The 22,851-nt window shown below is 70.8% G+C and carries 19 protein-coding genes and 1 pseudogene; 10 read left to right on the top strand and 10 right to left on the bottom strand.

Features of this window, described 5'->3' with window-relative positions; all coding sequences use genetic code 11:
- Positions 1 to 33: 33 nt before the first annotated feature.
- Positions 34 to 273: pseudogene (locus AB0M36_RS18065) on the bottom strand (recombinase family protein); the annotation flags it as partial.
- Positions 274 to 301: 28 nt separating this feature from the next.
- Between AB0M36_RS18065 and AB0M36_RS18060 the strand changes: the two are divergent.
- Positions 302 to 433 (top strand): hypothetical protein, encoded by a 132-nt coding sequence (locus tag AB0M36_RS18060; protein WP_364158620.1) that lies wholly within the window; start codon positions 302 to 304, stop codon positions 431 to 433.
- 191 nt (positions 434 to 624) lie between these two features.
- Positions 625 to 1,929 carry a hypothetical protein gene (locus tag AB0M36_RS18055; protein WP_364158617.1) on the top strand — a complete coding sequence of 435 codons (1,305 nt, stop codon included), beginning with the start codon at positions 625 to 627 and terminating at the stop codon, positions 1,927 to 1,929.
- Between the two features lie 117 nt (positions 1,930 to 2,046).
- On the opposite strand, the gene AB0M36_RS18050 is transcribed toward AB0M36_RS18055, so the two are convergent.
- The 3 genes from AB0M36_RS18050 to AB0M36_RS18040 all read right to left on the bottom strand — a co-directional run bounded on the left by AB0M36_RS18050 (position 2,047) and on the right by AB0M36_RS18040 (position 4,935).
- Positions 2,047 to 2,691: an NAD(P)H-dependent oxidoreductase gene (locus AB0M36_RS18050; RefSeq protein WP_364158614.1), complete on the bottom strand. Its 645-nt coding sequence runs from the start codon at positions 2,689 to 2,691 to the stop codon at positions 2,047 to 2,049.
- 114 nt (positions 2,692 to 2,805) lie between these two features.
- Positions 2,806 to 4,413 carry a methyl-accepting chemotaxis protein gene (locus AB0M36_RS18045; RefSeq protein WP_364158612.1) on the bottom strand — a complete coding sequence of 536 codons (1,608 nt, stop codon included), beginning with the start codon at positions 4,411 to 4,413 and terminating at the stop codon, positions 2,806 to 2,808.
- Positions 4,414 to 4,479: 66 nt separating this feature from the next.
- Positions 4,480 to 4,935: a MarR family transcriptional regulator gene (locus AB0M36_RS18040; RefSeq protein WP_364158610.1), complete on the bottom strand. Its 456-nt coding sequence runs from the start codon at positions 4,933 to 4,935 to the stop codon at positions 4,480 to 4,482.
- Positions 4,936 to 5,120: 185 nt separating this feature from the next.
- Between AB0M36_RS18040 and AB0M36_RS18035 the strand changes: the two genes are divergently transcribed.
- Positions 5,121 to 5,486, top strand: coding sequence for a PLD nuclease N-terminal domain-containing protein (locus AB0M36_RS18035; RefSeq protein ID WP_364158608.1), 366 nt, complete (start codon positions 5,121 to 5,123; stop codon positions 5,484 to 5,486).
- Between the two features lie 24 nt (positions 5,487 to 5,510).
- Here AB0M36_RS18035 and AB0M36_RS18030 read toward each other — a convergent pair whose 3' ends face one another.
- The gene (locus AB0M36_RS18030; RefSeq protein WP_364158605.1) at positions 5,511 to 5,831 is read right to left on the bottom strand and encodes a DUF4326 domain-containing protein; all 321 of its coding nucleotides are present in this window, start codon (positions 5,829 to 5,831) and stop codon (positions 5,511 to 5,513) included.
- 83 nt (positions 5,832 to 5,914) lie between these two features.
- Here AB0M36_RS18030 and AB0M36_RS18025 point away from each other — a divergent pair, with 83 nt between their 5' ends.
- The 5 genes from AB0M36_RS18025 (at position 5,915) to AB0M36_RS18005 (ending at position 11,796) form a co-directional block, all read left to right on the top strand.
- The gene (locus AB0M36_RS18025; RefSeq protein ID WP_364158603.1) at positions 5,915 to 6,745 is read left to right on the top strand and encodes a PIG-L family deacetylase; all 831 of its coding nucleotides are present in this window, start codon (positions 5,915 to 5,917) and stop codon (positions 6,743 to 6,745) included.
- Positions 6,746 to 6,858: 113 nt separating this feature from the next.
- Entirely contained in the window at positions 6,859 to 8,196 is a 1,338-nt protein-coding gene (locus AB0M36_RS18020; protein ID WP_364158600.1) for an MFS transporter, read from the top strand.
- Positions 8,197 to 8,353: 157 nt separating this feature from the next.
- Positions 8,354 to 9,670 (top strand): ABC transporter substrate-binding protein, encoded by a 1,317-nt coding sequence (locus AB0M36_RS18015; RefSeq protein WP_364158598.1) that lies wholly within the window; start codon positions 8,354 to 8,356, stop codon positions 9,668 to 9,670.
- A 13-nt stretch (positions 9,671 to 9,683) separates the two neighbouring features.
- Positions 9,684 to 11,066 (top strand): diguanylate cyclase, encoded by a 1,383-nt coding sequence (locus AB0M36_RS18010; RefSeq protein ID WP_364158596.1) that lies wholly within the window; start codon positions 9,684 to 9,686, stop codon positions 11,064 to 11,066.
- 157 nt (positions 11,067 to 11,223) lie between these two features.
- The gene (locus AB0M36_RS18005; protein WP_364158594.1) at positions 11,224 to 11,796 is read left to right on the top strand and encodes a hypothetical protein; all 573 of its coding nucleotides are present in this window, start codon (positions 11,224 to 11,226) and stop codon (positions 11,794 to 11,796) included.
- On the opposite strand, the gene AB0M36_RS18000 is transcribed toward AB0M36_RS18005, so the two are convergent.
- On the bottom strand, positions 11,787 to 12,188 hold the full coding sequence (locus AB0M36_RS18000; RefSeq protein WP_364158592.1) for a hypothetical protein: 402 nt from the start codon (positions 12,186 to 12,188) through the stop codon (positions 11,787 to 11,789). The two genes, AB0M36_RS18005 and AB0M36_RS18000, sit on opposite strands and share 10 nt — an antisense overlap.
- A 252-nt stretch (positions 12,189 to 12,440) precedes the next feature.
- On the opposite strand from AB0M36_RS18000, the gene AB0M36_RS17995 reads away from it, so the two are divergent.
- Complete coding sequence (locus AB0M36_RS17995) at positions 12,441 to 13,082, top strand: flavin reductase family protein (protein WP_364158589.1); 642 nt, start codon at positions 12,441 to 12,443, stop codon at positions 13,080 to 13,082.
- A gap of 260 nt (positions 13,083 to 13,342) precedes the next feature.
- On the top strand, positions 13,343 to 16,339 hold the full coding sequence (locus AB0M36_RS17990) for a tetratricopeptide repeat protein (RefSeq protein WP_364158586.1): 2,997 nt from the start codon (positions 13,343 to 13,345) through the stop codon (positions 16,337 to 16,339).
- Positions 16,340 to 16,354: 15 nt separating this feature from the next.
- Here the strand turns inward: AB0M36_RS17990 and AB0M36_RS17985 are convergent, their stop codons facing one another.
- The 4 genes from AB0M36_RS17985 to AB0M36_RS17970 form a co-directional block, all read right to left on the bottom strand.
- Positions 16,355 to 16,828, bottom strand: coding sequence for a hypothetical protein (locus AB0M36_RS17985; RefSeq protein WP_364158584.1), 474 nt, complete (start codon positions 16,826 to 16,828; stop codon positions 16,355 to 16,357).
- Between the two features lie 11 nt (positions 16,829 to 16,839).
- Positions 16,840 to 20,196 (bottom strand): TIR domain-containing protein, encoded by a 3,357-nt coding sequence (locus AB0M36_RS17980; protein ID WP_364158581.1) that lies wholly within the window; start codon positions 20,194 to 20,196, stop codon positions 16,840 to 16,842.
- A gap of 205 nt (positions 20,197 to 20,401) precedes the next feature.
- Positions 20,402 to 21,397 carry a Dyp-type peroxidase gene (locus AB0M36_RS17975; RefSeq protein ID WP_364158578.1) on the bottom strand — a complete coding sequence of 332 codons (996 nt, stop codon included), beginning with the start codon at positions 21,395 to 21,397 and terminating at the stop codon, positions 20,402 to 20,404.
- A 107-nt stretch (positions 21,398 to 21,504) separates the two neighbouring features.
- The gene (locus AB0M36_RS17970; protein WP_364158576.1) at positions 21,505 to 22,779 is read right to left on the bottom strand and encodes a S8 family peptidase; all 1,275 of its coding nucleotides are present in this window, start codon (positions 22,777 to 22,779) and stop codon (positions 21,505 to 21,507) included.
- Between the last annotated feature and the right edge of the window lie 72 nt (positions 22,780 to 22,851).

Below are 22,851 nucleotides of genomic sequence, written 5' to 3'. Positions count from 1 at the left end.
GCGTCGGTTGGGTACGTCCGACGGGACAGCCGGTCAGCCGGTGACGGTTGCGGGGCGCAGGTAGCTGTACACCGTCTCGCGACTGATGCCGAACTCCTGGGCCAGCGCGGACTTCTGCTCGCCAGCGGCGGCGCGCTCGCGCAGTTGCTGCGCCTGCGCGGCGGTGAGGGCGGGCTTGCGGCCGGTGTACACGCCGCGTTGCTTGGCCGCGGCGATGCCCTCGCGCTGGCGTTCGAGGATCAGGGCCCGCTCAGCTTCGGCATGGGCACCTAATTACTGCCTGGGTGCGGCGCTGGCCCGGATGGAGACCGACGAGTGCATGCGGATCCTGCTGCGACGGTGCCCGGAGCTGAAGCCCGCCTATGAGACGCCGGGCTGGCAGCCGACCATGCCGATCGGCCATCGGCTGGGCTCGCTGCCGGTGACGTTCTGACGCGGCCGCGCCCCACCCTGGGGGCCACGGTCGGTGGAGAAGGTGAAGATCTGCTAGGTTCCGCGCGCGGCAGTGTCAACAAAAGGAACGGGGTCATAGGCATGCGCCGAATAGCGGCGGTCATTTTGGCGGCTCTGGCGGGCTCCGCATGGTGGACGGCGCCGGCCACGGCCGCGCCGAAGCGTGTGCCGGTGGAGGTGCGAATTCCGATCGAGCTCGACTCGGACACCGAGCAGACCCGTCTCCAGGTGACCGTGGGACGGACCCCCTACCGCCCGGTCTTCGAAGTGTCGGCGGGTACGGAAACTACCGATGTGGTCATGACCTTCGACCTGACACCTCTGGCGGACACCGTCGTGGTCACCGCGGCGCAACCGGGTTGCAGTCGCGCCGGTGCCGTGATCACCTGCGACCTTGGAGATCCTCAAGCCGGCGAACGGCCCGGCATGCGGCGCCAGCCGCTGGCTCTCACCGCGGCGCCCGGCGCCGCTCCCGGGCCGGCCGGTTCGTTCACGTTCGCCGCCAGTGGCGTGAGCGAAACCGGCGGGTACAACGGAGGGCCGGCGTCCAGCGGACCAGTGCGTGTGCTTCCTCGCGGAACCGATCTGAAGGTCATCGGTGATCGTCAGGGCCACCTCGTGCTTCCCGTGCCGTCCAAGAAGGATGACGGTTTCTTCAAGCTGCGTGTCGAGAACGCGGCCGACGAGTTGGGCCACGGAGCCAAGCTGGCCTTCAAGGTGCCGCGCGGTCTCGAGTTGAAGATCCAACGAGACATCCTGCCCTGCGTGGACGAGGCCGACGAGATCATCTGCACGCTGCCCGACATTCAGCCGGGCAGCATGTGGACGACCGCGGACAAGAACTCGAGCGGACAAATCGTGGAGGTGTTCGCCAAGGCCGGTACGCCGGGACCGGCGACCTACGCGATCGGTGTCCGGGTGATCACCTCGAAGCCGGACCTCAACGAGAAGGACAACACCTACTCGCAGAAGGTCGAGACCAAGGGCAACACCATCGACGTCGCGATGACCGCCAAGGTGGTTCGGGACGGCGACTCCGCGACCCTGACCTGGATGGTCGCCAACCGCGGCCCGTCCGACGCCACCGGTCGAACCGTCGTGATCAACGCGCCGGTCGGGACCGAGCTGGAGCCGGCCGCCGGCTGCACCGCCACCGGCACCACGAAGCTGACCTGTGTCTCCGCCGAGTGGCTGCCGGCCGGCAAGTCGGTCTCCGGAGACGTGCGGTTGCGGATCACCGGCTCGGCCGGCGCCGACGGCACGGTGACCGTCTCCGGCACCGGCCCGTCGACCGAGACGAAGCCGGCCGACAACACCGCGGCGATCGACCTGACCGGTGAGGGGGCCGGCAGCGGTGCCGACGACGACGGGCCCGAACTGCCGATCACCGGTTCGAGCACCGTTCTCGTCGGTGCGGGCGTGCTGCTGGTCGGCGCGGTCCTGGTCCTCATCGGTGGCCGCCGGCGCCGGTCCTGATCCTGTCGTGGCTGCTCGACAAGAGCAGCCACGCCAGCACGCTCTCGGCGGGCGGCGCGGAGTGGGGTTGCGCCGCCCCGTTCGGTGCTGTCCTTCAACGAGGCAATGGCGTCGAGGTCAGCCCTGCAGCGCCGGAGCGAGGCGGTCCGCCAGCCGCCGGGCCGCGCTCACGCCGTCGAGAATGGCGGCCTCGCGGCGCGCGGGGCCCATGTCCATCGGCTGCACGTTGACGAACTCGATGTCAGTGATTCCCACGAATCCGAAGATCGTCCGCAGATAGGGCTCCTGCATGTCGTACGCGTTCATCGGGCCGCCGAGCGAGTAGTCGCCTCCACGCGACGTGACACACACGAGCTTCTTACCCCCACACAGGCCGGAGGGGACACCGCTGTCGTCGTACGCGAACAGGTATCCGGGCTGCACGATGGCGTCGATGTAGTACTTGAGCGCGTAAGGAATGCTGAAGTTCCACATCGGCGCGGAGATCAGGCAGACGTCGGCCCGCAGGAACTGGCTGATCAGCTTCTCGATGCTCCGCCACGGTGCGATACGGGACGCGTCGATCGGCTGGCCGCGCATCAGATCGTATTTCGAGTCGATGTTCTGGCCGGTCACCGACGGCATGTCGTCGGTGAAAAGGTCCAGCGTCTCGACCTGGACGTCGGCGGAGGCAAGGTTCAGCTGCTCCAGCAGCGCATGGGAGACGCGAAGCGTCGCCGAAACCGCGGAACGAGGCGTGGCAATGACGTGAAGCAGCAACATCCGATTACCCCTTGACTCCCGCGGGCACTGAAGTCCGATTATTCCGCTTCGGGGCATCCATAGCCGACACCCGATCAGGCGTCACCCGCTGGATGCCCCGAGCGGCGGGTTGGTTCAGACGGTGAATGTCTCGGTCAGGCCCCGGATGGAGGTGGCCAGCTCGCCCAGGTTGGTCGCGGAGGCGTTGACCTGCTGAGCGTTGTTGGCCGCTCCGGTGGCGCCCGAGGAGACGGTCTTGATGGCCTCGTTCATGGTGCTGACCTGGTTGGTGGCGGTCATCGCGCTGTCGGAGAGCAGGGTGGTCGTGGCGGCTTGCTGCTCGACCGCGGCCGCGATGGTGGTCTGGTAGTCGTTGATCTTCTCGATGACGCCGGTGATGCGCTCGATGGCGTGGACGGCCGCACCGGTGTCGTCCTGGATCGCGGTGATCCGGTCGACCACCTGCGCGGTGGCCTTCGCGGTCTCGTTGGCCAGGTCCTTGACCTCGGTGGCGACGACGGCGAATCCCTTGCCCTGCTCGCCGGCGCGGGCCGCCTCGATGGTGGCGTTGAGCGCGAGGAGGTTGGTCTGCTTGGCGATCGAGTCGATGAGGGCGATGACGTTGCCGATCTCGGTGCTGGAGGTGCCGAGCCGGTTGATGCTGTGGGTCGCGTCGGTGGCGACGGTCACGGCGTCGGAGGCGATGACCGCCGCGTCCGCGGCGTTGCGGGCGATCTCGGCGATCGAGGCGTGCATCTGCTCCGCGCCGCTCGCCATGGTGGTGACCTGGTGGGTCATCGCGTCGGCGGCGGTGTTCATCGACTGGGCCTGGTCGGCGGTGCCGGCGGTGACGTCGGTGATCTCGGCGCTGGCGGCCTCGAGTTGCGTGCTGTGCGCGGACAACGTCTCGGCGGCGGCGTGGAGCTGATGGATGATCTCGCGGTTGTTGGCGACCGCCGTGTCCACAGCCCGCGCCATGCGGGCCAGGTCGTCGTTGCCGGCCAGCCGCACGCGGGCGGTCAGGTCACCGGCGGCGACCCGTTCCAGGGTACGGCGCACCGCGCCGAGCGCGGTGCCGATGCGCCGCACGCTGCGCCAGGCGACGAGCATCAGCAGCGCCAGCCCGATGCCGCCCGCCAGGGCCTGGCCACGCGCTGCCAGCCAGGCCGCGTTGTCGATGTCGTCGACCCAGACGCCCGACCCGATGACCCAGCCCCAGTGGGGCACGCCCTGGACGTAGGCGATCTTCGGCTGCGGACTGTCGCTGCCCGGCTTCGCCCACCCGTACTCGACGAAGCCGGCGCGCTGGTTCTTCACCACCTCGACCATCTCGACGAACAGGCGTTTGCCGTCCGGGTCCGCGTCGTCGGACAGGTCGGTGCCCTCGAGCTCGGGCTTGATGGGGTGCATGACCATCTTCGGAGCCATGTCGGTGATCCAGAAGTAGTTGCTGGCGTCGTAACGCAGCACCTTCAGGGCGGCCGCGGCCTGCTTTTGCGCCTGCTCCCGCGTCAGCTCACCGGTCGCCTCCCGCGCGATGTAACCATCCACCACGCCGATGGCCGTCTCGACCAGTTGCCTGGTCTGTCGCTCGCGTTCGGCGTACATGTTGTCGCGCGTGGTGATCATGGATGCGGCCAGCATGACGATGACGCTGATCATGGCGATCAGGGTCAGAGACGCGAGTCGTTGGGTGACGCCCGGCTTGACGAGGTGTCGCAGCCGGTCGGTGAACGCGGACATGAAGGAGCTCCTTGTAGTGCCGACGAGCCGGCCGATCGGGTGAAGGGGTAGGCGAGGCAAGCCGCGTCAGGCAGCGTCGGACGGGACGACGCGGGTGAGCAGCTCGGTGAGGATCTGGCGTTCCTCGGCGGTGAAAAGTGCGTGGACGTCGGCTGTCGCGGTGTCTAACTCGGCACGGACCTGCTTGACCAGGCTCCGGCCGGCTTCGGTGATGTCCGCGAGGACGACCCGGCGGTTGTCGGTGTCACGCCGGCAGCGCACCAGCTCCCGCTGGTGCAGCAGGTCCGCCGCGACGGTCACCGACGACGCCGGCAGCCCGCCCCGTCGAGCCCACCGGCCCAGCGGGAGCGCCGTGTCGGCTTCCGCGCCGGAAAGCTCGGTCAGCACCCACCACGCGTTGGGGGTCAAGCCGTGGTCCCGCAGCACGCGGCCCAGCGGGGCTTCCATGCGTCGTCCGCTCAGCGTCAGCAGCCGACCCAGCACAGCGGGACGGATGTCCGCGCCGGTCAATTCCGTTCTCACGCCATGCCAGTTCGACAGCGAACGTTTCGCGTTGAACGATTCCGTTCTGACGGCCATGAGAGCCGCAGCACATCCGGCGCGGACGATCAAGAGTCGCGCGCCCGGCGCTCATGCGCACGGGATGATGCCGCCGCGCCCGCGAACGCCCAGGATGGCCACACCGGTTTCGACGGGAGGCGCAGGCCATGGACTGGTCGTTCGGCTCGTTGTTCTACCTGATGTTCCTGACGTGCTTCTGGTTCGGAATCATCTGGACGTTCATCGCCGTCTTCAACGATCTGTTCCGCCGGGACATGCCGGGCTGGGCGAAGGCCGGCTGGATCGCACTCATCGTTTTGCTGCCACTGCTCGGAACGCTCAGCTATCTGATCACGCACGCGACGGCGCCACGGGGTGGTGCGGCGGTCCCGCACGCCCCGGCGACCGGGAGTGTCGGCTCCGCGCACCGCCCCGCCGACGAGATCGCCACCGCGGCCCGGCTCCAGGACGAGGGGCGGATCTCCGTCGAGGAGTTCGAGTACATCAAGCGCCAGGCGCTGTCGAGCCGCTGACCGTGACCCGCGGCCGGCGTCCGGTCAGCGCGTCGCGGGTGGGGCGTCGGCGAGTTCGGCAATCACCTCGGCGTGGCACGCCAGCGGAACGCACCAGCAGCCGAGCCGGCGGCCACGCAGGCCCGGCAGAAGAGCCAACAGGTCGGGGCGGCCCAGAAGGTACGACCGGTACCTGGTCACGACCTCTTCCCGCGAGCCGTCCGGACCGGGGCGAAAGGGGCTGGCGAGAGGCGATTCCGCCAGCCGCCACCCTCCCCTGGTCATCGCGCGGCCCACGTAGACGACATCGGCGTAGTCCGGATCGTCGCGATGGCCCTTGAGGTTGACGACAGTCGTACGGTCCATGATCGAAGCTTCCTCCGGTGGTCAGAACCGTTCCATCTTCCACCCGGGGACGCATGCGCTGACCACCGCCGTAGGGTGGCTCCATGACTGAGCGCTCCCTGACGTTGATGGCGGTGCACGCGCATCCCGACGACGAGGCGACGAGCAGTGGCGGCGTCCTCGCCCGCTACGCGGCGGAGGGGATCACGACGGTCCTCGTCACCTGCACCGACGGCCGCTGCGGTGACGGACCGGGCGGGGTCAAGCCCGGCGACCCCGGACACGACCCGCTGGCGGTGGCGGCGATGCGCCGCGCGGAACTCGAGGCCAGCTGCGCCGCCCTGAAGGTCACCCACCTGGAGCTCCTCGAGTACGCCGACTCCGGGATGATGGGCTGGCCCACCAACGACGCGCCCGACTCCTTCTGGAGCACCCCCGTCGACGAGGCGGCGAAGCGGCTCGCCGAGCTGATCCGGCGCTACGAGCCGGACGTCGTCGTCACCTACGACGAGAACGGCTTCTACGGGCACCCGGACCACATCCAGGCGCACCGCGTCACCATGGCGGCGGTCGCTCTCACGGACATCCCCGCCAAGGTGTACTGGACGACCGCACCGCACTCGGCGATGGCCGACTTCGGCAAGGTGCTGCGCGAATTCGGAGTCGACTGGGAGGAGGCCGGAATCGAAGAAGACGCCCCCGCCCAGCTCGGCCTGCCCGACGAGGAGATCAGCACCTGGGTGGACACCCGCGCGTACGGCGCCCAGAAATACGACGCGTTGGCCGCGCACGCCAGCCAGAGCGAGAACATCATGTTCCTGCGCATGGGCAAGGAGCGGTTCACCGAACTGATGGGCATCGAGACGTTCCTGCGGGTGCGCGACCGTACCGGCGCGGCGCTGCCCGAGGACGACCTGTTCGCCGGGCTGCGCTGACCTGGTGCCGACGGCGTGACATAGCGCACCCGGGAGCTCGGAGATAATGGCGTGACATCAGTCTTCGAGGCCCGGAGACTCTCCGGGTGATTCTCGCTTCCGTCCTGCGTCAAGTGCGTCCCCCCTCACGGCTGGCCGGACGGTTGTCTGCCCAATCGCTGCTCTTCGCCATCGGCGAAGGCACCTTCATGACCGGCTCGGCGGTCTTCTTCACCCAGATCGTCGGGCTGTCCGCCGCCGAGGTCGGTCTCGGCCTGACCATCGCCGGGATCGCCGCGTTCCTGGCCGCGTGGCCGATGGGCAAGCTGGTCGACCGCTTCGGGCCGAAGAGGATGTGGGTGGTCGGCGCGGCCGGGCAGGCGGCGATGTTCGGGGTGTGGCCCCTCATCACCGGTTTCCACGAGTACGTCGCCATGGCCGTGGGGATGGAGGTCATCGGCGCCCTCGGCAACGCCGCGTTCGGCGCGTACACGATCGACGCGCTGCCGCCCGAGGAGCGGGTGAAGTCCCGGGCCTACATGTACTCGGCCCTGAACCTCGGCTTCACCCTCGGCTCTCTCCTCGGTGGCGTCGCCCTGGCGTTCCACTCCAACGACGTCCTGCACGCGTTGCCCTGGTTCACCGCCGCGGTCTTCCTGGTCAACGCCACCGCCATCAGCCGGCTGCCGCGGGCCCGGCATGACAATCGCACCCCGGTGGAACGCAAGGCGAAGGTTCCCGGCCCGGGACCGATGCGCAATCCCGGCTGGCTGCTGACGAGCTTCTTCACCGGGGTCTTCTGGACCAACCAGGTGCTGCTCAACGTCGTGATCCCGCTGTGGCTGGTCGAGCAGACGGACGCCCCACGCGTGCTGCTGGCCTTCCTGTTCGGCACCAACACGGTGATGTGCATCTTCCTGCCGATGGCGGCGGCACGGGGAGTCAGCGGCGTCTCCACCGCGCTGCGGGCGGTCCGACTGTCGTCGACTTTCCTCGTGATCTCCTGCCTGATCACGCTGGCGACCCACGACACCGTCGGCTGGATCACGATCGCCCTGGTGTGGCTGGGGCACGTCACCGTGACCGGGGCCGAGCTCTACCTCTCGGCGGCCACCTGGACGTTCGAGGCTGAGCTGATGGACCCTCGCCAGCGGGGCGCCTACCAGGGCGCGGCCGAGATGAGCAGCACCCTCGGCAAGGTGTGGGCGCCGGCGGTGTTCACCTTCCTCGCGATGAACTGGGGCGCCGCCGGCTGGCTGGTGATCGCCGGCATCATCGTGGTGGCCACCATCGCGATACACCCGTCGACCCGGATGGCGAGACGGTTCCTCCAGACGCACGTCCCCGCCGATGTGCTGGCCGAGGCCCGCGCCTCCGGTTCCGACCAGGAGAAGGACGTCCCCACCGCTCTGCCCTCGCTCGTCGGCACCGACCAGTCGGTGACAGACCACACCCCAGACCCGGTCCGGTAACTCAGCCCGCGGACGTCGACACAGCCGGGGCGGGCGAAATCGGCCTTATCCCGACAGCTTGGCGGGAAACTCTCCTCGATTTTCGTCACCGGAAGCCGGGCGTCCCTGACCGCATGGTTCGATGGTTTGGGGATGAATTGCTGCGGAAGGGGCGGCCATGCGGCGGTTGTGGGCGTTTCTGCTGCCGCTGACGTGCGTCCTCGCGGTCGGTTGCGGCGGCGAGGAGCCGGAGTCCGGCGGCGCCGCTTGCCGCCCGTACGGTGCGTATAAGGGTCAGGACGGTACGAAGGTCACCATTGAGGGGACCATCCGCGACGTCGAGGCCACCACGCTGGAGCGGGTCTGGGAAGCCTTCGAGCAGTGCACCGGCATTGACATCTCCTACGAGGGCTCGACCGACTTCGAAGCCACCGTGGAGTCGCGGGTGCGCTCCGGCAAGGGTCCCGACATCGGCTTCTTCCCGCAGCCGGGGTTGATCACGCGGATGGCGCGCGCGGGCCTGCTCAAGCCGGCCACCGCTGAGGTACGGGCCAACGCGGAGCGGTGGTGGTCGGCCGACTGGCTGCGCTACGGGACGGTCGACGGCCAGTTCTACGCCGCGCCCATCGAGGGCAACGTCAAGTCGTTCGTCTGGTATTCGCCCCGGCTGTTCCGGGAGAAGGGGTACGCCATCCCCAACAGCTGGGACGAGTTGATGACTCTGACCGCCCGGATCGCCGACGACGGGGTCAAGCCGTGGTGTGCCGGGCTCGCGTCCGGGGCCGCGTCCGGCTGGCCGGCCACGGACTGGCTCGAGGACGTCCTGCTTCGCACCGCGGGACCGGACGTCTTCGACAAGTGGGTGGCGCACACCATCCCGTTCGACGATCCGCGGGTGGTGGCCGCGCTCGACCGGGTCAGTGCCATCCTGCGCAATCCGGCGTACGTCAACGGCGGCCACGGCGGCGTGAAGAGCATCGCCACCACGGGATTCCAGGAGGGGGGCCTGCCGGTCCTGGAGCGTAAGTGCGGCATGCACCACCAGGCGTCGTTCTACACGAGCTGGCTGCCACCGAACGCCCGGGTCGCCGAGGACGGCGACGTCTTCGCCTTCCACCTGCCCCCGATCGACCCGGCGCACGGGCGGCCGATCGTCGGCGGCGGCAACTTCGCCGGCGCGATCACCGACCGGCCCGAGGTCAACCTGGTCACCGCCTACATGTCCACGCCGGAGTTCGCCAACAATCGCGCCCGGATCGGCAAGGTCATCAGCGCCAACCGCGGCTTCGACCCGGCCAACGTGGCGGAGCCCGTACTCAAGCTCTCCGCGAAGCTGCTGGCCGATCCGACGGTGACCTTCCGCTTCGACGGCTCGGACCTCATGCCCTCCGCCGTGGGCGCGGGTACGTTCTGGTCCGGCATGGTCGACTGGATCAACGGTGACGACACGGCCACCGTGCTCGGGCGGATCGAGGCATCGTGGCCGCCGGGTTGACGCGGCCGTCGTAATGGGCGCGGGACCGAGGGGCACGGCGGCCAAGCTCCGGTACGGGGCCTGGTTAGCGCGACTGCGCCGCCCGTTCGCCTATCTGCGCGTCGGCACCAAGATCGCGTGCGTCTCCCTGGTCGTCGCGGCGATCTTCGCGGGAGTCGGCGTGCTCGGCCTGTTCAGCAGCCGCGACCTCGCCGCGCAGCAGGACCACCAGTACCGGGTGAACGTGGTCGCCCTGGCGCACATGACGGCCATCCGGGCCGCGATCGGCACCCAGCAGGAGGCCGTGCTCGCCCACATCCTCTCCGACCGGGGCTTCTACCAGGACAACGCGGCCGCCACGATCGCGCACACCGACACCACGATCACGCTGCTGCTCGACAAGCTGAGCACCGTCGGGCTGCCCGACCTGGAACGCTCGCGCCTTGACTCCTTCACCGCGGTCCTGAAGTTGTGGCGGACCATCCGGGACACCGCGCTGCAGGCCAGCGCGGTGGGCGAGCGGCGGCGTGCCGCGTCCATCGTGCTGGTGCGTTCGGAGGCCATCGCCCGCGCGGTGAAGGAACGGGCCGACGAGTTCCTCGCCAACCTGGTCGACGCCGTCGCCGCGGGCGCCAAGAACGCGCGCGAGAGCAGCGAGAACACCGGCCGCATGATGATGCTGCTCCTCGCCTCGGGCACCATCGTCGCGATCGCCCTGTCGGTGCTCGCGGCCCGCACGATCTCCCGCCCCCTGCGGGAGGCCGTCGACGTGCTCAGCGGAGTCGGGCGCGGGGACTTCAGCCGCCGCCTCAACGTCAACAGTCGCGACGAGGTCGGGCAGATGGGCCGCGCCCTCAACGAGACCCTTGTCGCCCTCGAGGACGCCTTCGCCACCATGCGGCACCAGGCCTTCCACGACGGACTCACCGGGCTGGCCAACCGCACGCTCTTCCGGGAACGGGTCGCCCAGGCGATCTCCAGCGCCCGTCGGGGCTCACCGGTAGCCGTACTCCTCATCGACCTCGACGGGTTCAAACAGGTCAACGACGAGTACGGGCATGCGGTGGGCGACGCGCTGCTCACCGCCGTCGCGCAACGGCTGCGCGATCGCGTGCGCGGTCACGACACCGCGTCACGGCTGGGCGGCGACGAGTTCGCGGTGGTGCTCGACGGCCTCGACAGCCCGGACGACGCGCCGGCCGTGGCCCAGCGGATTCTCGCGGCGATCCAAGAGCCGGTCGTCGTGGGCGACCGCGAGATCCTGCCGTGCGCGAGCATCGGGGTCGCCAGGTGGCAGGGCCACACCGGGGTCGACGCGCTGCTGCACGACGCGGATGTGGCGATGTACGCCGCGAAGACGGCGGGCAAGGGGCAGGTCGTGACGTTCGACTCCGCCGACGCCGCCCGCACTCGCTAGGGGATATTTCCGACCTGTCCGCAATGCGTCAACTGCGTCGACGGGCGTTCGCCGCCAGCTCAGACTCGCGGAAGAGGCTCGATCCCGACGCGGCCATGACCGTCACACTCGCCGGCCGCCCGAGGACGAGCGACATCGTCCGCCGAAGGGATCAGCCATGCGAACCGAAGGGCCTACCTCGATCGTTTTCGCCACCGTGGCGCGCGGAGTCCGCGCCTGTGCGGTCGTCAGCGCGCTCACCGCGGTCATCCTCGCGACGACCTCCGGGGTGGCGCACGCCTCGATGTCCCAGGTACAGGACGGCTTCGAGGTCAATCCCACCGGCGCCTGGGTCCGGGCAACCGGCGGGCAGGCGTCCGCGGGTTTCGACATCAACCAGCGCACCGCCCGAACCGGCGCCAACAACGGCTGGCTGTTCGCCACCAACGGGTGGGCCTTCGAGGGATTCTGGGCACCGACGAACGCCGCTCCGCGCTATGCGCAGTGCGCCGCACAGATCTTTGTGCAGTCCGCCGGCAGCGCCCAGGTGGGGATCGAGGTCTGGGACGGGTACGCCCACCTGCTGTCCAGCAACTACCCGTTCGTCAACGGGAACGGATACCAGCCGGTGTGGACCAGCCGCTGGCCTCTCAACGGGGCGAACCCCGTCTTCGTGAAGGTCATCATCGGCAACACCAGCGGCGCGAAATTCGTGCGGGCCGACGACATGACCCTGCAGTGCTACTGGTGAACCGCGAGCTCCCGTGCCCTGGCCCGCACCGCGGTTTCCAGCTCGGCTACCTCCTTGTTGGTTAGCCCGTCGCTGAGCAGGTCGTCATGGAGCCGCTCGGGGAACATCTCCTTTACCCGCCCGTTGTCCCAGTCACCGTCCGACGGCATCTCGACCCGGGCAACAGGTTTCAGGTGCACGGCGATCGGCAGCAGAGTTCCTGACGGTTGGGCCGACCGCGTCTCGCAGAGCGCCCAGACGTAGACGGCTTCCACTTCCGCGATCGTGGTGGCTGAGGCCGGCTCCGTCGCCACCGGCCGCACGGCACAGGCCATGCGCCGGGCACCGGTCGTGCCGGACTGCCAGTCCATGGAGATCTTCTCCTCGACGAGCGGCGACACGTGAGTGGTCAATTCCGCCGCGAATGTCGCGGCGAACGCCGGCTCGTCCGAATCCGCGAGGCACCAGAACGCCGTGGAGGCGATCGCCGCGACCGCCAGTACGCCAACAACTGGTTTCAGAATTGTGCACCTCCCGCGTGCACCCTAAGTGCGGTAGGCGTGGTCGCGGAAACGCGTCGTCCGAAAACCGCCAGCGTCAAAGGGTCACCGGCCGGCATGGTTGTCGCCATTGAATGTCGAACCGGAACCGGCGAGAGGCAAGAGATGCACGTCGTACCCGACCTCAAGGTGTTGTACTTCGGCACCCCGGTCGTCGTGATCAGTAGCCGCAACGAAGACGGCACGACCAACCTGGCGCCGATGTCGTCGGCGTGGTGGCTCGGCCAGTCCTGCCTGCTCGGCCTCAGCAACTACAGCCAGACCGCCGCGAACCTCAAGCGCGACGGCGAGGCCGTGCTCAACCTGCCCGACGCCGGCCTGGTCGACGCCGTCGACCGGTTGGCCCTGACCACCGGACGCCGCGACGTGCCCGACTACAAGCGCCGGCAGGGCTACCAGTACATGCCGGACAAGTTCGCCGTCGGCGGTCTCAACGCCCAACCATCGGATACCGTACGGCCGCAGCGCGTCATGCAGTGCCCCATCCAGCTGGAGTGCCGGGTGGTGTCCACCCGCGCGTTCGGCGCCCCGGCCGTCGACGCCACGGCCTTCGAGGTGCAGATCTCGCGCACGCACGTGGAGGAGCACCTGCTGATCCCGGGCACGTCCCACGTCGATCCCGTGCGCTGGGACCCGCTCATCATGAAGTTCACCGAGTTCTTCGGCGAGGGCCGCAACGTGTATCCGTCCCGCCTGGCAGCGGGCTGGAACATGCCGGTGCTCGCTCGCGAAGCCGACCAGCTTTAGGGGGCTGCTCGCGGTCAGCGCCGGCTATGCCTGACGCTGACCGCGCGAGCCTGTCGCAGGGCAGGTCGCTCGTCGCCTCGTGCTGTCACCCTGACGTCCCGATTCCCCCGTACACGCTTGCGTAACCGGGCGAGGGCGACCTGTCCCCTGCAACGACGCCAATGCTCGCCGAGGGATCTTGTGCGAAGCATGGGAGACTCGTAACAGTCCTTGTGGATTTCTTGAATCCCCTGGTCGAGTGACGGGCGTGCGGAGGTCAGTTGGCGGCGGAGTTCGGTGTGCTCGGCGTGGTGGAGGCCCGGATCGACGGCCGGCCCGTCGACCTGGGGCACGCCCGGCAACGGTGCGTGCTGGGCGTGCTACTCGTCGAGACGGGCCGGCCGGTCACGGTCGACCAGTTGATCGACCGGGTCTGGGGCGAACACGCTCCGCAACGGGCCGCGGGCGCGCTCTACAGCTATCTGTCCCGGCTGCGGCGTGCCGTCGCGGGCGCGACCGGGGTGGAGATCCGGCGGGAGTCGGGCGGCTACCTGTTCACCGTGGATCCGCAGGCGGTCGATCTGCACCGGTTCCGCCGGCTGATGACGCTGGCGCGAACGGCGGAGTCGGACCGGACGGCCTCCGACCTGATCGTGCGGGCGCTGGACCTGTGGCGCGGTGATCCGTTCGCCGGCCTGGACACCCCGTGGCTGAGCGCGACGCGGCGCACGCTGCTCGGCGAACGGTTCGCCGCCGAACTGGACGGCAACGACGTGCTGCTTCGCCTGGGCCGGCACGGCGAGCTGCTGCCGGCGCTGACCGCCGCCGTCGCCGAGCATCCGCTGGACGAGCGGCTCGCCGGGCAGGCGATGCTCGCGCTGTATCGGTGCGGCCGCCAGGCCGACGCGGACGAGCAGTACCGGCGGATCCGCCGCAGCCTCGCTGACGAGCTCGGCAGCGACCCGGGCGCCGCCCTGCGCCGGTTGCACGAGCAGATTCTCGCCGCCGATCCCGCGCTGGCCGCGTCGGCGGGCGATGCCCGGGCGTCGGGTGTCGCACCCGCCGCCGTGACGGTGCCCACGCAACTGCCGGCTGACGTACGGGCGTTCACCGGGCGTACCGGAGAACTCGCCGCGCTGGACCGCCTGCTGGCGCCGCCGGACGGCGACGAACCGCCGTTGACCGTCGCCGTGCTGTCCGGCACGGCCGGGGTCGGCAAGTCCGCGCTGGCCGTGCGGTGGGCACACCGGGTCCGGGACGCGTTCCCCGACGGGCAGCTCTACGTGAATCTGCGCGGCTACGACGCCGAACAGCCGGTGGCGGTCGCGGACGCGCTGGCCGGATTCCTCACCGCGCTCGGGGTACGGGGGCCGGAGATCCCGCCGGGCACCGACGAGCGCGCCGGCCGGTACCGGTCCGAGCTCACCGGCCGTCGGATGCTCGTTCTGCTGGACAACGCGTCCTCGGTGGAGCAGGTCCGGCCACTGCTGCCCGGCACGGGATCGTGCCTCGTGCTGATCACCAGTCGCGACTCGCTGCCCGGCATGGTGGCCGTGCACGGCGCCGAGCGGGTCAACCTCGACCTGCTGCCGCTGCCGGACGCGGTCGCTCTGCTGCGCAAACTGATCGGCGCCCGGGTGGACCGGGAGGCGGACGCGGCCGCCGACCTGGCCGCGGCGTGCGCCCGACTGCCGCTGGCCCTGCGGATCGCCGCCGAGCTGGGCGCGGAGCGCACCGATGTGCCGCTGGCCGAGCTCGTCGCCGAGCTGGGCGACCACCGGCTCGACCTGCTGGACGCGGGTGGCGACCCCCGCGCCGAGGTGCGGGCGGTGTTCTCCTGGTCGTATGAGAACTTGCCCGCCGGCGCGGCCCGGACGTTCCGGCTGCTCGGGCTGCACCCGGGCGAGACCGCCCACGTCGACGCCGTGGCGGCGCTGACCGACACCGACGCCGCCGAGGCGCGACGGTGGCTCGGTGTGCTGGCCCGGGCCAGCCTGGTCCAGGCCGGCCGGGGCGGCCGGTACGGCATGCACGACCTGCTGCGCGTGTACGCCGCCGAGCTCGCCACCGGGCACGAGGCCGAGCCGGACCGGCGGGCCGCCGTCACCCGCCTGTTCGACCACTACCTCGCCGGATCCGTCGCGGCGATGGCCACGCTGTATCCGGACGGCACCCCGACGGCCGGCGACCCGGAGGCGGCCCGGGCCTGGATCGAGGCGGAACGGCCCAACCTCGCCGCGGTCTGCGCGTACGGCGCGGCGCACGGCTGGCACCGGCACACCATCGCCCTCGCCGAGACGCTGTTCCGCTATCTCGACGCGGGTGGGCCGGTCGCCGAGGCGGCTACCGTCACCGCGTCCGCCGTGTCCGCGGCCCGGGCCGTCGGCGACCGCGCCGCGCAGGCGCGGGCACTGTCCCACCTGGGCCGGCTGTACCGGCGGCAGGGCCGTCCGCAGGACGCCGCCACGACCTACCGGCAGGCACTGATCCTCTACGCGGACCTCGGCGAGCGCGCGGCCGAGGCCCTGGTGCTGCGCAACCTCGGCAGCGTCGACTGGCGACTGGGCGACTACCGACAGGCGGCGGACCACTACCGGCGGGCCTGGACGTTGTACCGGGACCTGGGCGACGACGCCGGCCAGGCCGACGCGCTCGTGAGCCTCGGCCTGGTCGACTCGCGGCTGGGCGACCACGCGCAGGCGGCGCAGCGGTTCGGTGCCGCCCTGGAGCTGTACGCCGCACTCGGTGACCGGTTCAGCGAGGCGTACGTGCTGTCCCTGCTCGCCCGGCTGCCGCACCGCCCGGCGCCGCTCGACCGTGCCGCCGTCCACCTCGAACAGAGCCTCGCCACCGTTCGGCGCACCGGCGACCGGACCGCGGAGGCGTACGCGCTGACCGATCTGGCCGCGGTCCACGCCCGCCAGGGCCGCCTGGCCGAGGCGGCCGGTCATCTGCGCCGCGCGCTGGTGCTGCACCGGCGCATCGGGGACCGCGCCAGTGAGGCCGAGGCGCTCAACGACCTCGGCCAGGTGCTGCACGCCGCCGGGGACGCGGCCGAGGCCCGCACTCAGCACAACCAGGCGCTGGTCATGGCCGAGGAGATCGGCGACCGGTACGAGCGGGCGCGGGCGCACGACGGCATCGCCGCGGCGTTGCGGCACACCGGCGACCTCGACGACGCCGGACCGCACTCCGACAGCGCCCGACGGATCTTCTCCGACCTGGAGGTGCCCGCCGCGCCGACCCTCGATGTCCCGGCGACCGCCCCCGGCCGCTAGGGAGTGTCCGGCGGATCAGGCCCGTCGCAGGCCGTCGATCCACAGCACGGTGACCGGGAGCCCGCGGGACCGGGCGTACGCCACGACGTCCCCGGTGCCGCCCAGCCCCCGGGCCGGCAGGCCGTCCCACACCGCGAAGAGATGGTCGCAGCGGTCGACCAGGGCCTGGCCGGCGGCGAGGAAGCCCTCCTCGCACGGCCCGGCATACGGCATGGTGATCACAGTCGCCGCCGCCCGCACGAGGTTGTCGAACCGGGCCCGGCTCCCGTTCGCGGTCAGCGAGTCGGCGTAGTCCGCCCAGGGCAGGACCGCCTCGAGGGTGCCGCCGGCCGCCAGTACGTGGGTGGCGAACAACTGGTCGGCGCCGTCGGCGAGGCTCGACACACCGCGCAGGCCGGCGCCGGTGGGCAGCGCGCGACGCCAGTGATCCATCGCGCGGTCGGCGATGCTCGGCGGCAGCGTCCGGTGACCGGTGACACCGAACCGCACATCGACCCCTGTCAACAGGTGGGCCGATGGGCGAGTTCGGGGATGTAGCGTGCCCATTCGTCGGCGTTGAGCCCACGGCCGCTGACCGCGCAGGCATGTCGGGCGGGATCCGCGGCGAGCTCCTTCGGCACCGTGGTGTCCCAGAGCGTGACGTTCCTGCTCGGGCGCCCGAAGGTGCCACCGGCGGCCAGGGTATGCCCGTCCGGGCTCAACGCCACATTGAGACTCTGCAGATCGGGGCTCTTCAGCGCGGCGAACCGGACAGGGGTGCCCGGTTCGGCGACGTCCCACAGCATCACGGCATTGTCCATGCTGGAGGTGGCCAGCGTGCGCCCGTCCGCGGTGAACCCCACCCAGAGCACCTGGCTGGTGTGGCCGACGAGGGTCGCGATCCGGCTCGGGCGGGCGGGGTCGGCGACATCCCACAGCACCGCTGTCGAGTCGTCGTCGGTGCCGGCCGCCAGGGTGCGCCCGTCCGGGCTGAACGCGAGCGCGTTCGCGGTGTGACCGGTGAACTCCGAGAGGGAGATCGACGTGAGCCGCGCCGGAGCGGCGACGTCGGCCATGTCCCACATCGACACGTTGTAGCCCTCGCCGACGGCCATGGTGCGCCCGTCCGGGGTGAACGCGATGGACGACAGGAACTTGCGGAGGGCGAGCGTGGCGCGCAGCGCCGGCCGCGTCCGGTCGGCGAGGTCCCACAGCGTCGCCTTGCCGTCGCGGTGGCCGATGACCAGGGTGCGGCCGTCCGGGCTGAACGTCACCACGTCCACGAAGTCTCCGTCGTCCTTGATCGTGGCCAGGTGGGCGGGAGCGGACGGGCGGGTCAGGTCGAGCAGCGTCACCGTCTTGTCCGAGCCGATGACGGCCAGGGTGCGGCCGTCATCGCTGAGGGTGGCCGCTTCGATCTTGCCACTGAGCAGCGGCACGGTCTCCCGCCGGACGGGGCCGGCCGGATCCGCCAGGTCCCACGGCACGGCCGACCCCTCCTGACCCGCGGCGATCAGCGAGCGGCCGTCCGGCCCGTACGCCAGTCCCACGATCCGCCCGGGGAACGGTCCGGGGAGCGTGGCGGTCGCCTCGCGCGCGAAGGCGCCCCTGGTGTTCCAGAAAGTCGCCGTCCGACGGTCGCCGGCGGTGGTCAGCCTTCGCCCGTCCGGACTGAACGCCATCGACCGAACGGGACCGCCGCGGGCGGTCATGGAGGCCAGAACGGTCGGCAGCCACGGCCATCCGTCGTTGTTCTCGACGGACCACAGCGTTGTCGTCCCGTCAGAGTCCCCGTAGGCCAGCATTCCTCCGTCCGGGCTGAACGCCATCGAGCTGAATTCGGCGCTTCCGGCCACCCCTGACTGGTGGGAACCCCGCTTCGGTCGGGCCGGGTCCTTCAGGTCCCAGAGCTGCACATCGCCGTCCTTCTGCTCGACGACCACGATCGGCAGCTTCGGGTTGAACTCGACGGCGGCGTCGACCCGGTCGCCGAAGGAAGTGAGCGCGACGCCCTTCACCGGGTGGGCCGGATCGGTCAGATCCCAGACGGTGACCGAGGCGCCGCTGGTCACCCCGGTGCGCCCGTCCGGGCCGAACTTCAACGGGTACGCCGCCGGCAGTGTCGCGAGCTTGGCCGGCGCCTCACCCCTGATGTCCCACAAGACAGTGTTCTTGTCACGGTTACTCGTGGCGACGGTGTTCCCGTCCGGGCTGAACGTCACTGCCACGATCCCCGCGGCGTCGCTCAGCGGCGCCAGCCGCGCCGGGCGGGCCGGGTCTGTCACGTCCCACAGCACCGCCTCCGAACGCCCGTCGACGACCGCGAGGGTCCGCCCCTCCCGGCCGGCCTCCAGGGTCTTGTCCGCCGTCCCGTCGGCCGGCAGCTGCGCGAGCCGGACCGGTTCGGCCGGGTCCGAGGTGTCCCACAGCGACACGGTCCCACCGACACCCGCGGTGGCGACAACCTGCCCGCCGACCGCCGCGACATCGATCACGTCGCCGAGGTCGCCGACGTAGTGCGTCGACATGGCGAGGTGGCCGAGCTGGTCACGGGTCCGCTCGTCGGAGTGCAGGCGCTCGGCGGCCACGCCCAGCATGAGGGCCTTCTTCGGGTCGTCGGAGATCATCGCGCGAGCCCGACCCATGAGCCGCCGGTTGATCCCGACGCGCTCCTGCAAGGCCGCCGCCTCGCGCTGGCGGCGGGCCTCCTCAGCCGCCTCCCGGGCCAGCTTCTCCTGGCGCTGGCGCTCCTCGTCAGCCTTCCGAGCCAGCTCGCGATGCCGCGCCGCGATCCGCTCCTGCTCCTTCGCCCGTGCCGTCGCCTCCCTCGCGAGCGCCTGCTGCCGCCTGGCGTTCGCCAGCTGCCGCTCGCCGTTGGCCTTCTGCCGCGCGGCCTCCTTGGCGGCGTCCTCGGCCAACGCTCGCTGACGTCCTGCGTTCGCCTTCTGACGTTCCGCGCTGGCCTGCTGACGGGCCGCACTGGCCCGATACCGTACGGCTTTGACCTGCTCCCGCTTCGCCTCCGCCGAGGCGTCCTTGGCCAGCGCCTGATGGTGACGGGCGAGCTGCTCCTGCCGACGGGTCTCGGCCCCCGCCGCCAGCGCCCGGCCCTCCTGCACCCGGGCGTTCTCCTGCTGCCGCTGCGACTCCTCCGTGGCACGTTCGGCGGTGGTGCGCTGCTGCGATGCCACCGACTGCTGCAAGCGGGCTTCCACCGCCGCCACGTTGGCCCTCTCCGCGTTACGCACCGCGACGACGCCGGTCAGCGACGCGACCAGGGTCAGCAGCACCAGCATCGCCACCGCGGCGGTCGACCACCGCCGCGTCCGCCGGTGCTGCCGGACGTCCTCACCCTCGAGCTCGTCCTTGCTCACCCCGTGCATCGGCGCGGCGAGCTGCGCGATGGCATCGCGGAACCGGGTGTGCTGCAGGCTCAGGTGCAGGTCATCGCGAGCCCACCGCAGGTCCAGAAACAACGGCTCCTCGGTGAACACGCCTCGAAGCGCCGCCGGCACCGCCGTCGAGTCGTCGGTGAAATCCCGGGTCTCGGGATCCCAGCGCCACACGCCGTCGGTCACCACCGGCAGGATGCGGTCCGCCGACTTCGTCGCCAACCAGTGCTCGATCTCCCGGTTGACCCATACCGACCGCGCCGCGTCGACGGAGGCCAGCAGCACGAAGTGTTTCGAGCCGTCCAGGGCCTCCTGAATGGAGGTCCACAGGGTGGGCGTCACCGACAGCCCGGTCTGATCCCGGAAGATCCACAGCGCGCGACGCTGGTGCCACGGCTTCGCCAATCGGTGCAACCCGCGCTGGACCGCCGGTGCGAGCCGCCCGTCGGCGGCATGACTGTACGAGATGAACCCATCGAATGGCATTACTGTCCCCGCGGTCGACTTGATCGGCGGGGACACATTCTCCACGCCGCCGGCCCACAGGTAAAGCGACCGAAATGCCTGGCCAGCACGGCCCGGGGGCACGGCGACACCGGCCGTCGGATCCCCCCGGCGGTGCCGCAGAGCCATGTGCTTTGATCTATGCGGCCGGGTATCTTTCCCCGTGGATGCCCGGCTCCCCCAAGCGTCAGACCCCGAGCATCGCCTCGCCGGGGTACGACGCGCCGGCCGGCGGCACGAAGTAGTAGCCGCCGCCGAACGGCAGCAGGTATTTCTCCAGCGCCTCCCCCGCCAGCCGCCGCTGCACGGTGGCGAATCCCATCTCCACGTCCTTCTGGTAGCAGACGAATATCTGGCCGACGTCGTCCGCGCCGGCCGGACCGTTCCGATACGACCACCCGCGCCGCAGGATCCGGTGCGCCGCCGCTTCCGGCGTACGCGGATTGGCCCGCCGGATGTGCGCGTTCAGCGCGATCGTCCGCCCGTCCGGATCCCCGGCGAAGTCCGGGACATCGGCCTCGCGGCCCAGGCCCAGCGGCGCGCCGGTGTCCTTGCGCCGGCCGAACACCTGCTCCTGCCGTTCGAGGGGTTCCGAGTCCCAGCTCGGCATCGCCATCCGGATCAACCGCACCACCTGATAGGTGCCGCCGGCCGCCCACGCCGGTTCCCCGCTGTCCGGCTGAACCCAGACGAGGCTGTCCATCAGGGGCTTGTCCGCGGCCTCCGGATTGCCCGCGCCCTCCTTGAAACCGAACAGGTTCCGGGTGCCGTTCGGATGGAACCCGTCGATACGCCAGCGCGGCCGGAGCCCGGGCACGGAGGTGGGAGCCTTCGCGGTGGTGGCACCGGCGACCTGGACGAGCAGGTCGCCGTGGCACCAGTCCGGATTTGGTACGTCCGCGGCGAAGGCCGGCATCGGCGTCAGCAGTCGAGGCGGCCGCAGTCCGAACCGCCCGTCGAACAGCGACGCGCCCAGGCCGATCGTGACGGTGGCGCCGGGAACCGGACGGCTCACGGCCCGCAGAGCGGCCGCCAGCCCGGCCCGGTCACCGGCCGTGACGTCGAACGCGGCGAACGAGCTGCGGGCGAGGGGCGGCGACACCACGCCCGGCTGATGCACCACCGGGACCTGGTCCACCGGGACCTGATGCACCGGGACCTGATGCACCGGGACCTGATGCACCGGGGCCTCCGGCGCCGCGGCGGGTCGCGCCCCCGCGCGGCATCCGGCCACGCCGGAGGCCGCCGCGGCGACAAGCAGCGACCTCCGGCGGATACCCGGCCTTGACGTCATCGTCGGGCGGTCGGGCCCGGCGCCGGGGCCTGGGTCGGGAACAGGTCGGGGCCGGCGTACAGGAGCTTGTTGGGTGAGGTGTCGGTGTTGGCCAGCTTGAGTGCGCCCACCGTCGCCGTGCCCACCAACGACTGGGTGACCTGCGCGGGTGTCGCCGTCGGGCGTTCGGCCAGGACCAGCGCCGCCGCCCCGGCCACGTGCGGCGACGCCATCGACGTTCCCCGCAGCACCCGGCTCGCCGCGTCCGTCACGTTGCTCGCCGACCGGATGTTCTCGCCGGGGGCGAAGACGTCGAGGCAGGTGCCGTAGTTCGACCCCGGCTCCGTGCCGCCCCAGTTGCGGGCCCGCTCGTCACCACCGTTGCTGGCGCCCACGGTGATCGCCGTCGGCTCCGACGCCGGGCTGTAGTTGCAGGCGTCCCGGTCGTTGTTCCCGGCGGCCACCACGTAGGTGATCCCGGTCGCCGAGGAGGCCGCGACCGCGTCGTTCAGCAGATCCGAGAAGGTGCTGCCGAGGCTCATGTTCGCCACCGCCGGACGCTGGGCGTTCTGCGAGACCCAGTCGATGCCCGCGAGGATCTTGCTCATCGGCCCCGGCCCGGCGCAGCTCAGCACGCGTACGGACACGAGGTTGGCCCTGGGCGCGACGCCGTAGGTGGCGCCGCCGACCGTGCCCGCGACGTGCGTGCCGTGTCCCTGGACGTTGCAGTCCTGACCGTTCCACCCGTCGTCGTAGGCGTCGAAGCCCACCGACGCCCGGCCGCCGAACTCCTCATGGGCGGTGCGAACGCCCGAGTCGAGGATGTACGCGGTCACCCCCTGTCCCGCCGAGGCCGGATAGGTGTACTCGTCGTCGAGCACGGAGCTGCGCTGGTCGACCCGGTCCAGGCTCCAGATCGGATAGGGCTTGGTGTCGGCCGGCCACACCAGCGTGTCCGCCTCGACCCGCAGCACGTTCGGGTCCGCGGCCAACCGGCGTGCCTGCGCCTCGGTGGCGGCCAGCGCGAAGCCGTGCAGCGCCTTGCGGTAGGTGTGCTCGGCCTTCCCGCCGTAGCGGGTGGTCAGCGACGTGGCCGACGAGCCCTTCAGCTGGACGATGTAGTGGCCCTTCAGCACCTGCGCCCCGGCCGGGACCAGAATCGGCCCGTCCGGCGGCACCGCGCGCGCCGCGTGCCCCACGCGCGCCGCGTGCCCCGCCTCGCTCATCGCCAGCGGCGTGACGGCCACCAAGGCCGCCAGCGCCACCGCCCATCGACGCCGTGCCCCACTCATGACGTTCCTCCCCGTGACGTGCGCTGACCCGTGCCGTGCGTTGACCCGTGCCGTGCGTTGACCGCCGTGCCG

This window comes from Actinoplanes sp. NPDC051346, from assembly GCF_040682215.1.
In the GTDB taxonomy this organism is placed as follows: Bacteria; Actinomycetota; Actinomycetes; order Mycobacteriales; family Micromonosporaceae; genus Actinoplanes.
This window is presented reverse-complemented; position numbering and strand designations above follow the sequence as displayed.

Bases quoted from the DNA above. Each gene is read 5' to 3' on its own strand.
- AB0M36_RS18060 (WP_364158620.1), top strand. From the start codon at position 302: ATGGAGACCGACGAGTGCATGCGGATCCTGCTGCGACGGTGCCCGGAG.
- AB0M36_RS18050 (WP_364158614.1), bottom strand. From the start codon at position 2,691: ATGTTGCTGCTTCACGTCATTGCCACGCCTCGTTCCGCGGTTTCGGCG.
- AB0M36_RS18045 (WP_364158612.1), bottom strand. From the start codon at position 4,413: ATGTCCGCGTTCACCGACCGGCTGCGACACCTCGTCAAGCCGGGCGTC.
- AB0M36_RS18035 (WP_364158608.1), top strand. From the start codon at position 5,121: ATGGACTGGTCGTTCGGCTCGTTGTTCTACCTGATGTTCCTGACGTGC.
- AB0M36_RS18030 (WP_364158605.1), bottom strand. From the start codon at position 5,831: ATGGACCGTACGACTGTCGTCAACCTCAAGGGCCATCGCGACGATCCG.
- AB0M36_RS18025 (WP_364158603.1), top strand. From the start codon at position 5,915: ATGACTGAGCGCTCCCTGACGTTGATGGCGGTGCACGCGCATCCCGAC.
- AB0M36_RS18015 (WP_364158598.1), top strand. From the start codon at position 8,354: ATGCGGCGGTTGTGGGCGTTTCTGCTGCCGCTGACGTGCGTCCTCGCG.
- AB0M36_RS18010 (WP_364158596.1), top strand. From the start codon at position 9,684: ATGGGCGCGGGACCGAGGGGCACGGCGGCCAAGCTCCGGTACGGGGCC.
- AB0M36_RS18005 (WP_364158594.1), top strand. From the start codon at position 11,224: ATGCGAACCGAAGGGCCTACCTCGATCGTTTTCGCCACCGTGGCGCGC.
- AB0M36_RS17995 (WP_364158589.1), top strand. From the start codon at position 12,441: ATGCACGTCGTACCCGACCTCAAGGTGTTGTACTTCGGCACCCCGGTC.
- AB0M36_RS17980 (WP_364158581.1), bottom strand. From the start codon at position 20,196: ATGCCATTCGATGGGTTCATCTCGTACAGTCATGCCGCCGACGGGCGG.
- AB0M36_RS17970 (WP_364158576.1), bottom strand. From the start codon at position 22,779: ATGAGTGGGGCACGGCGTCGATGGGCGGTGGCGCTGGCGGCCTTGGTG.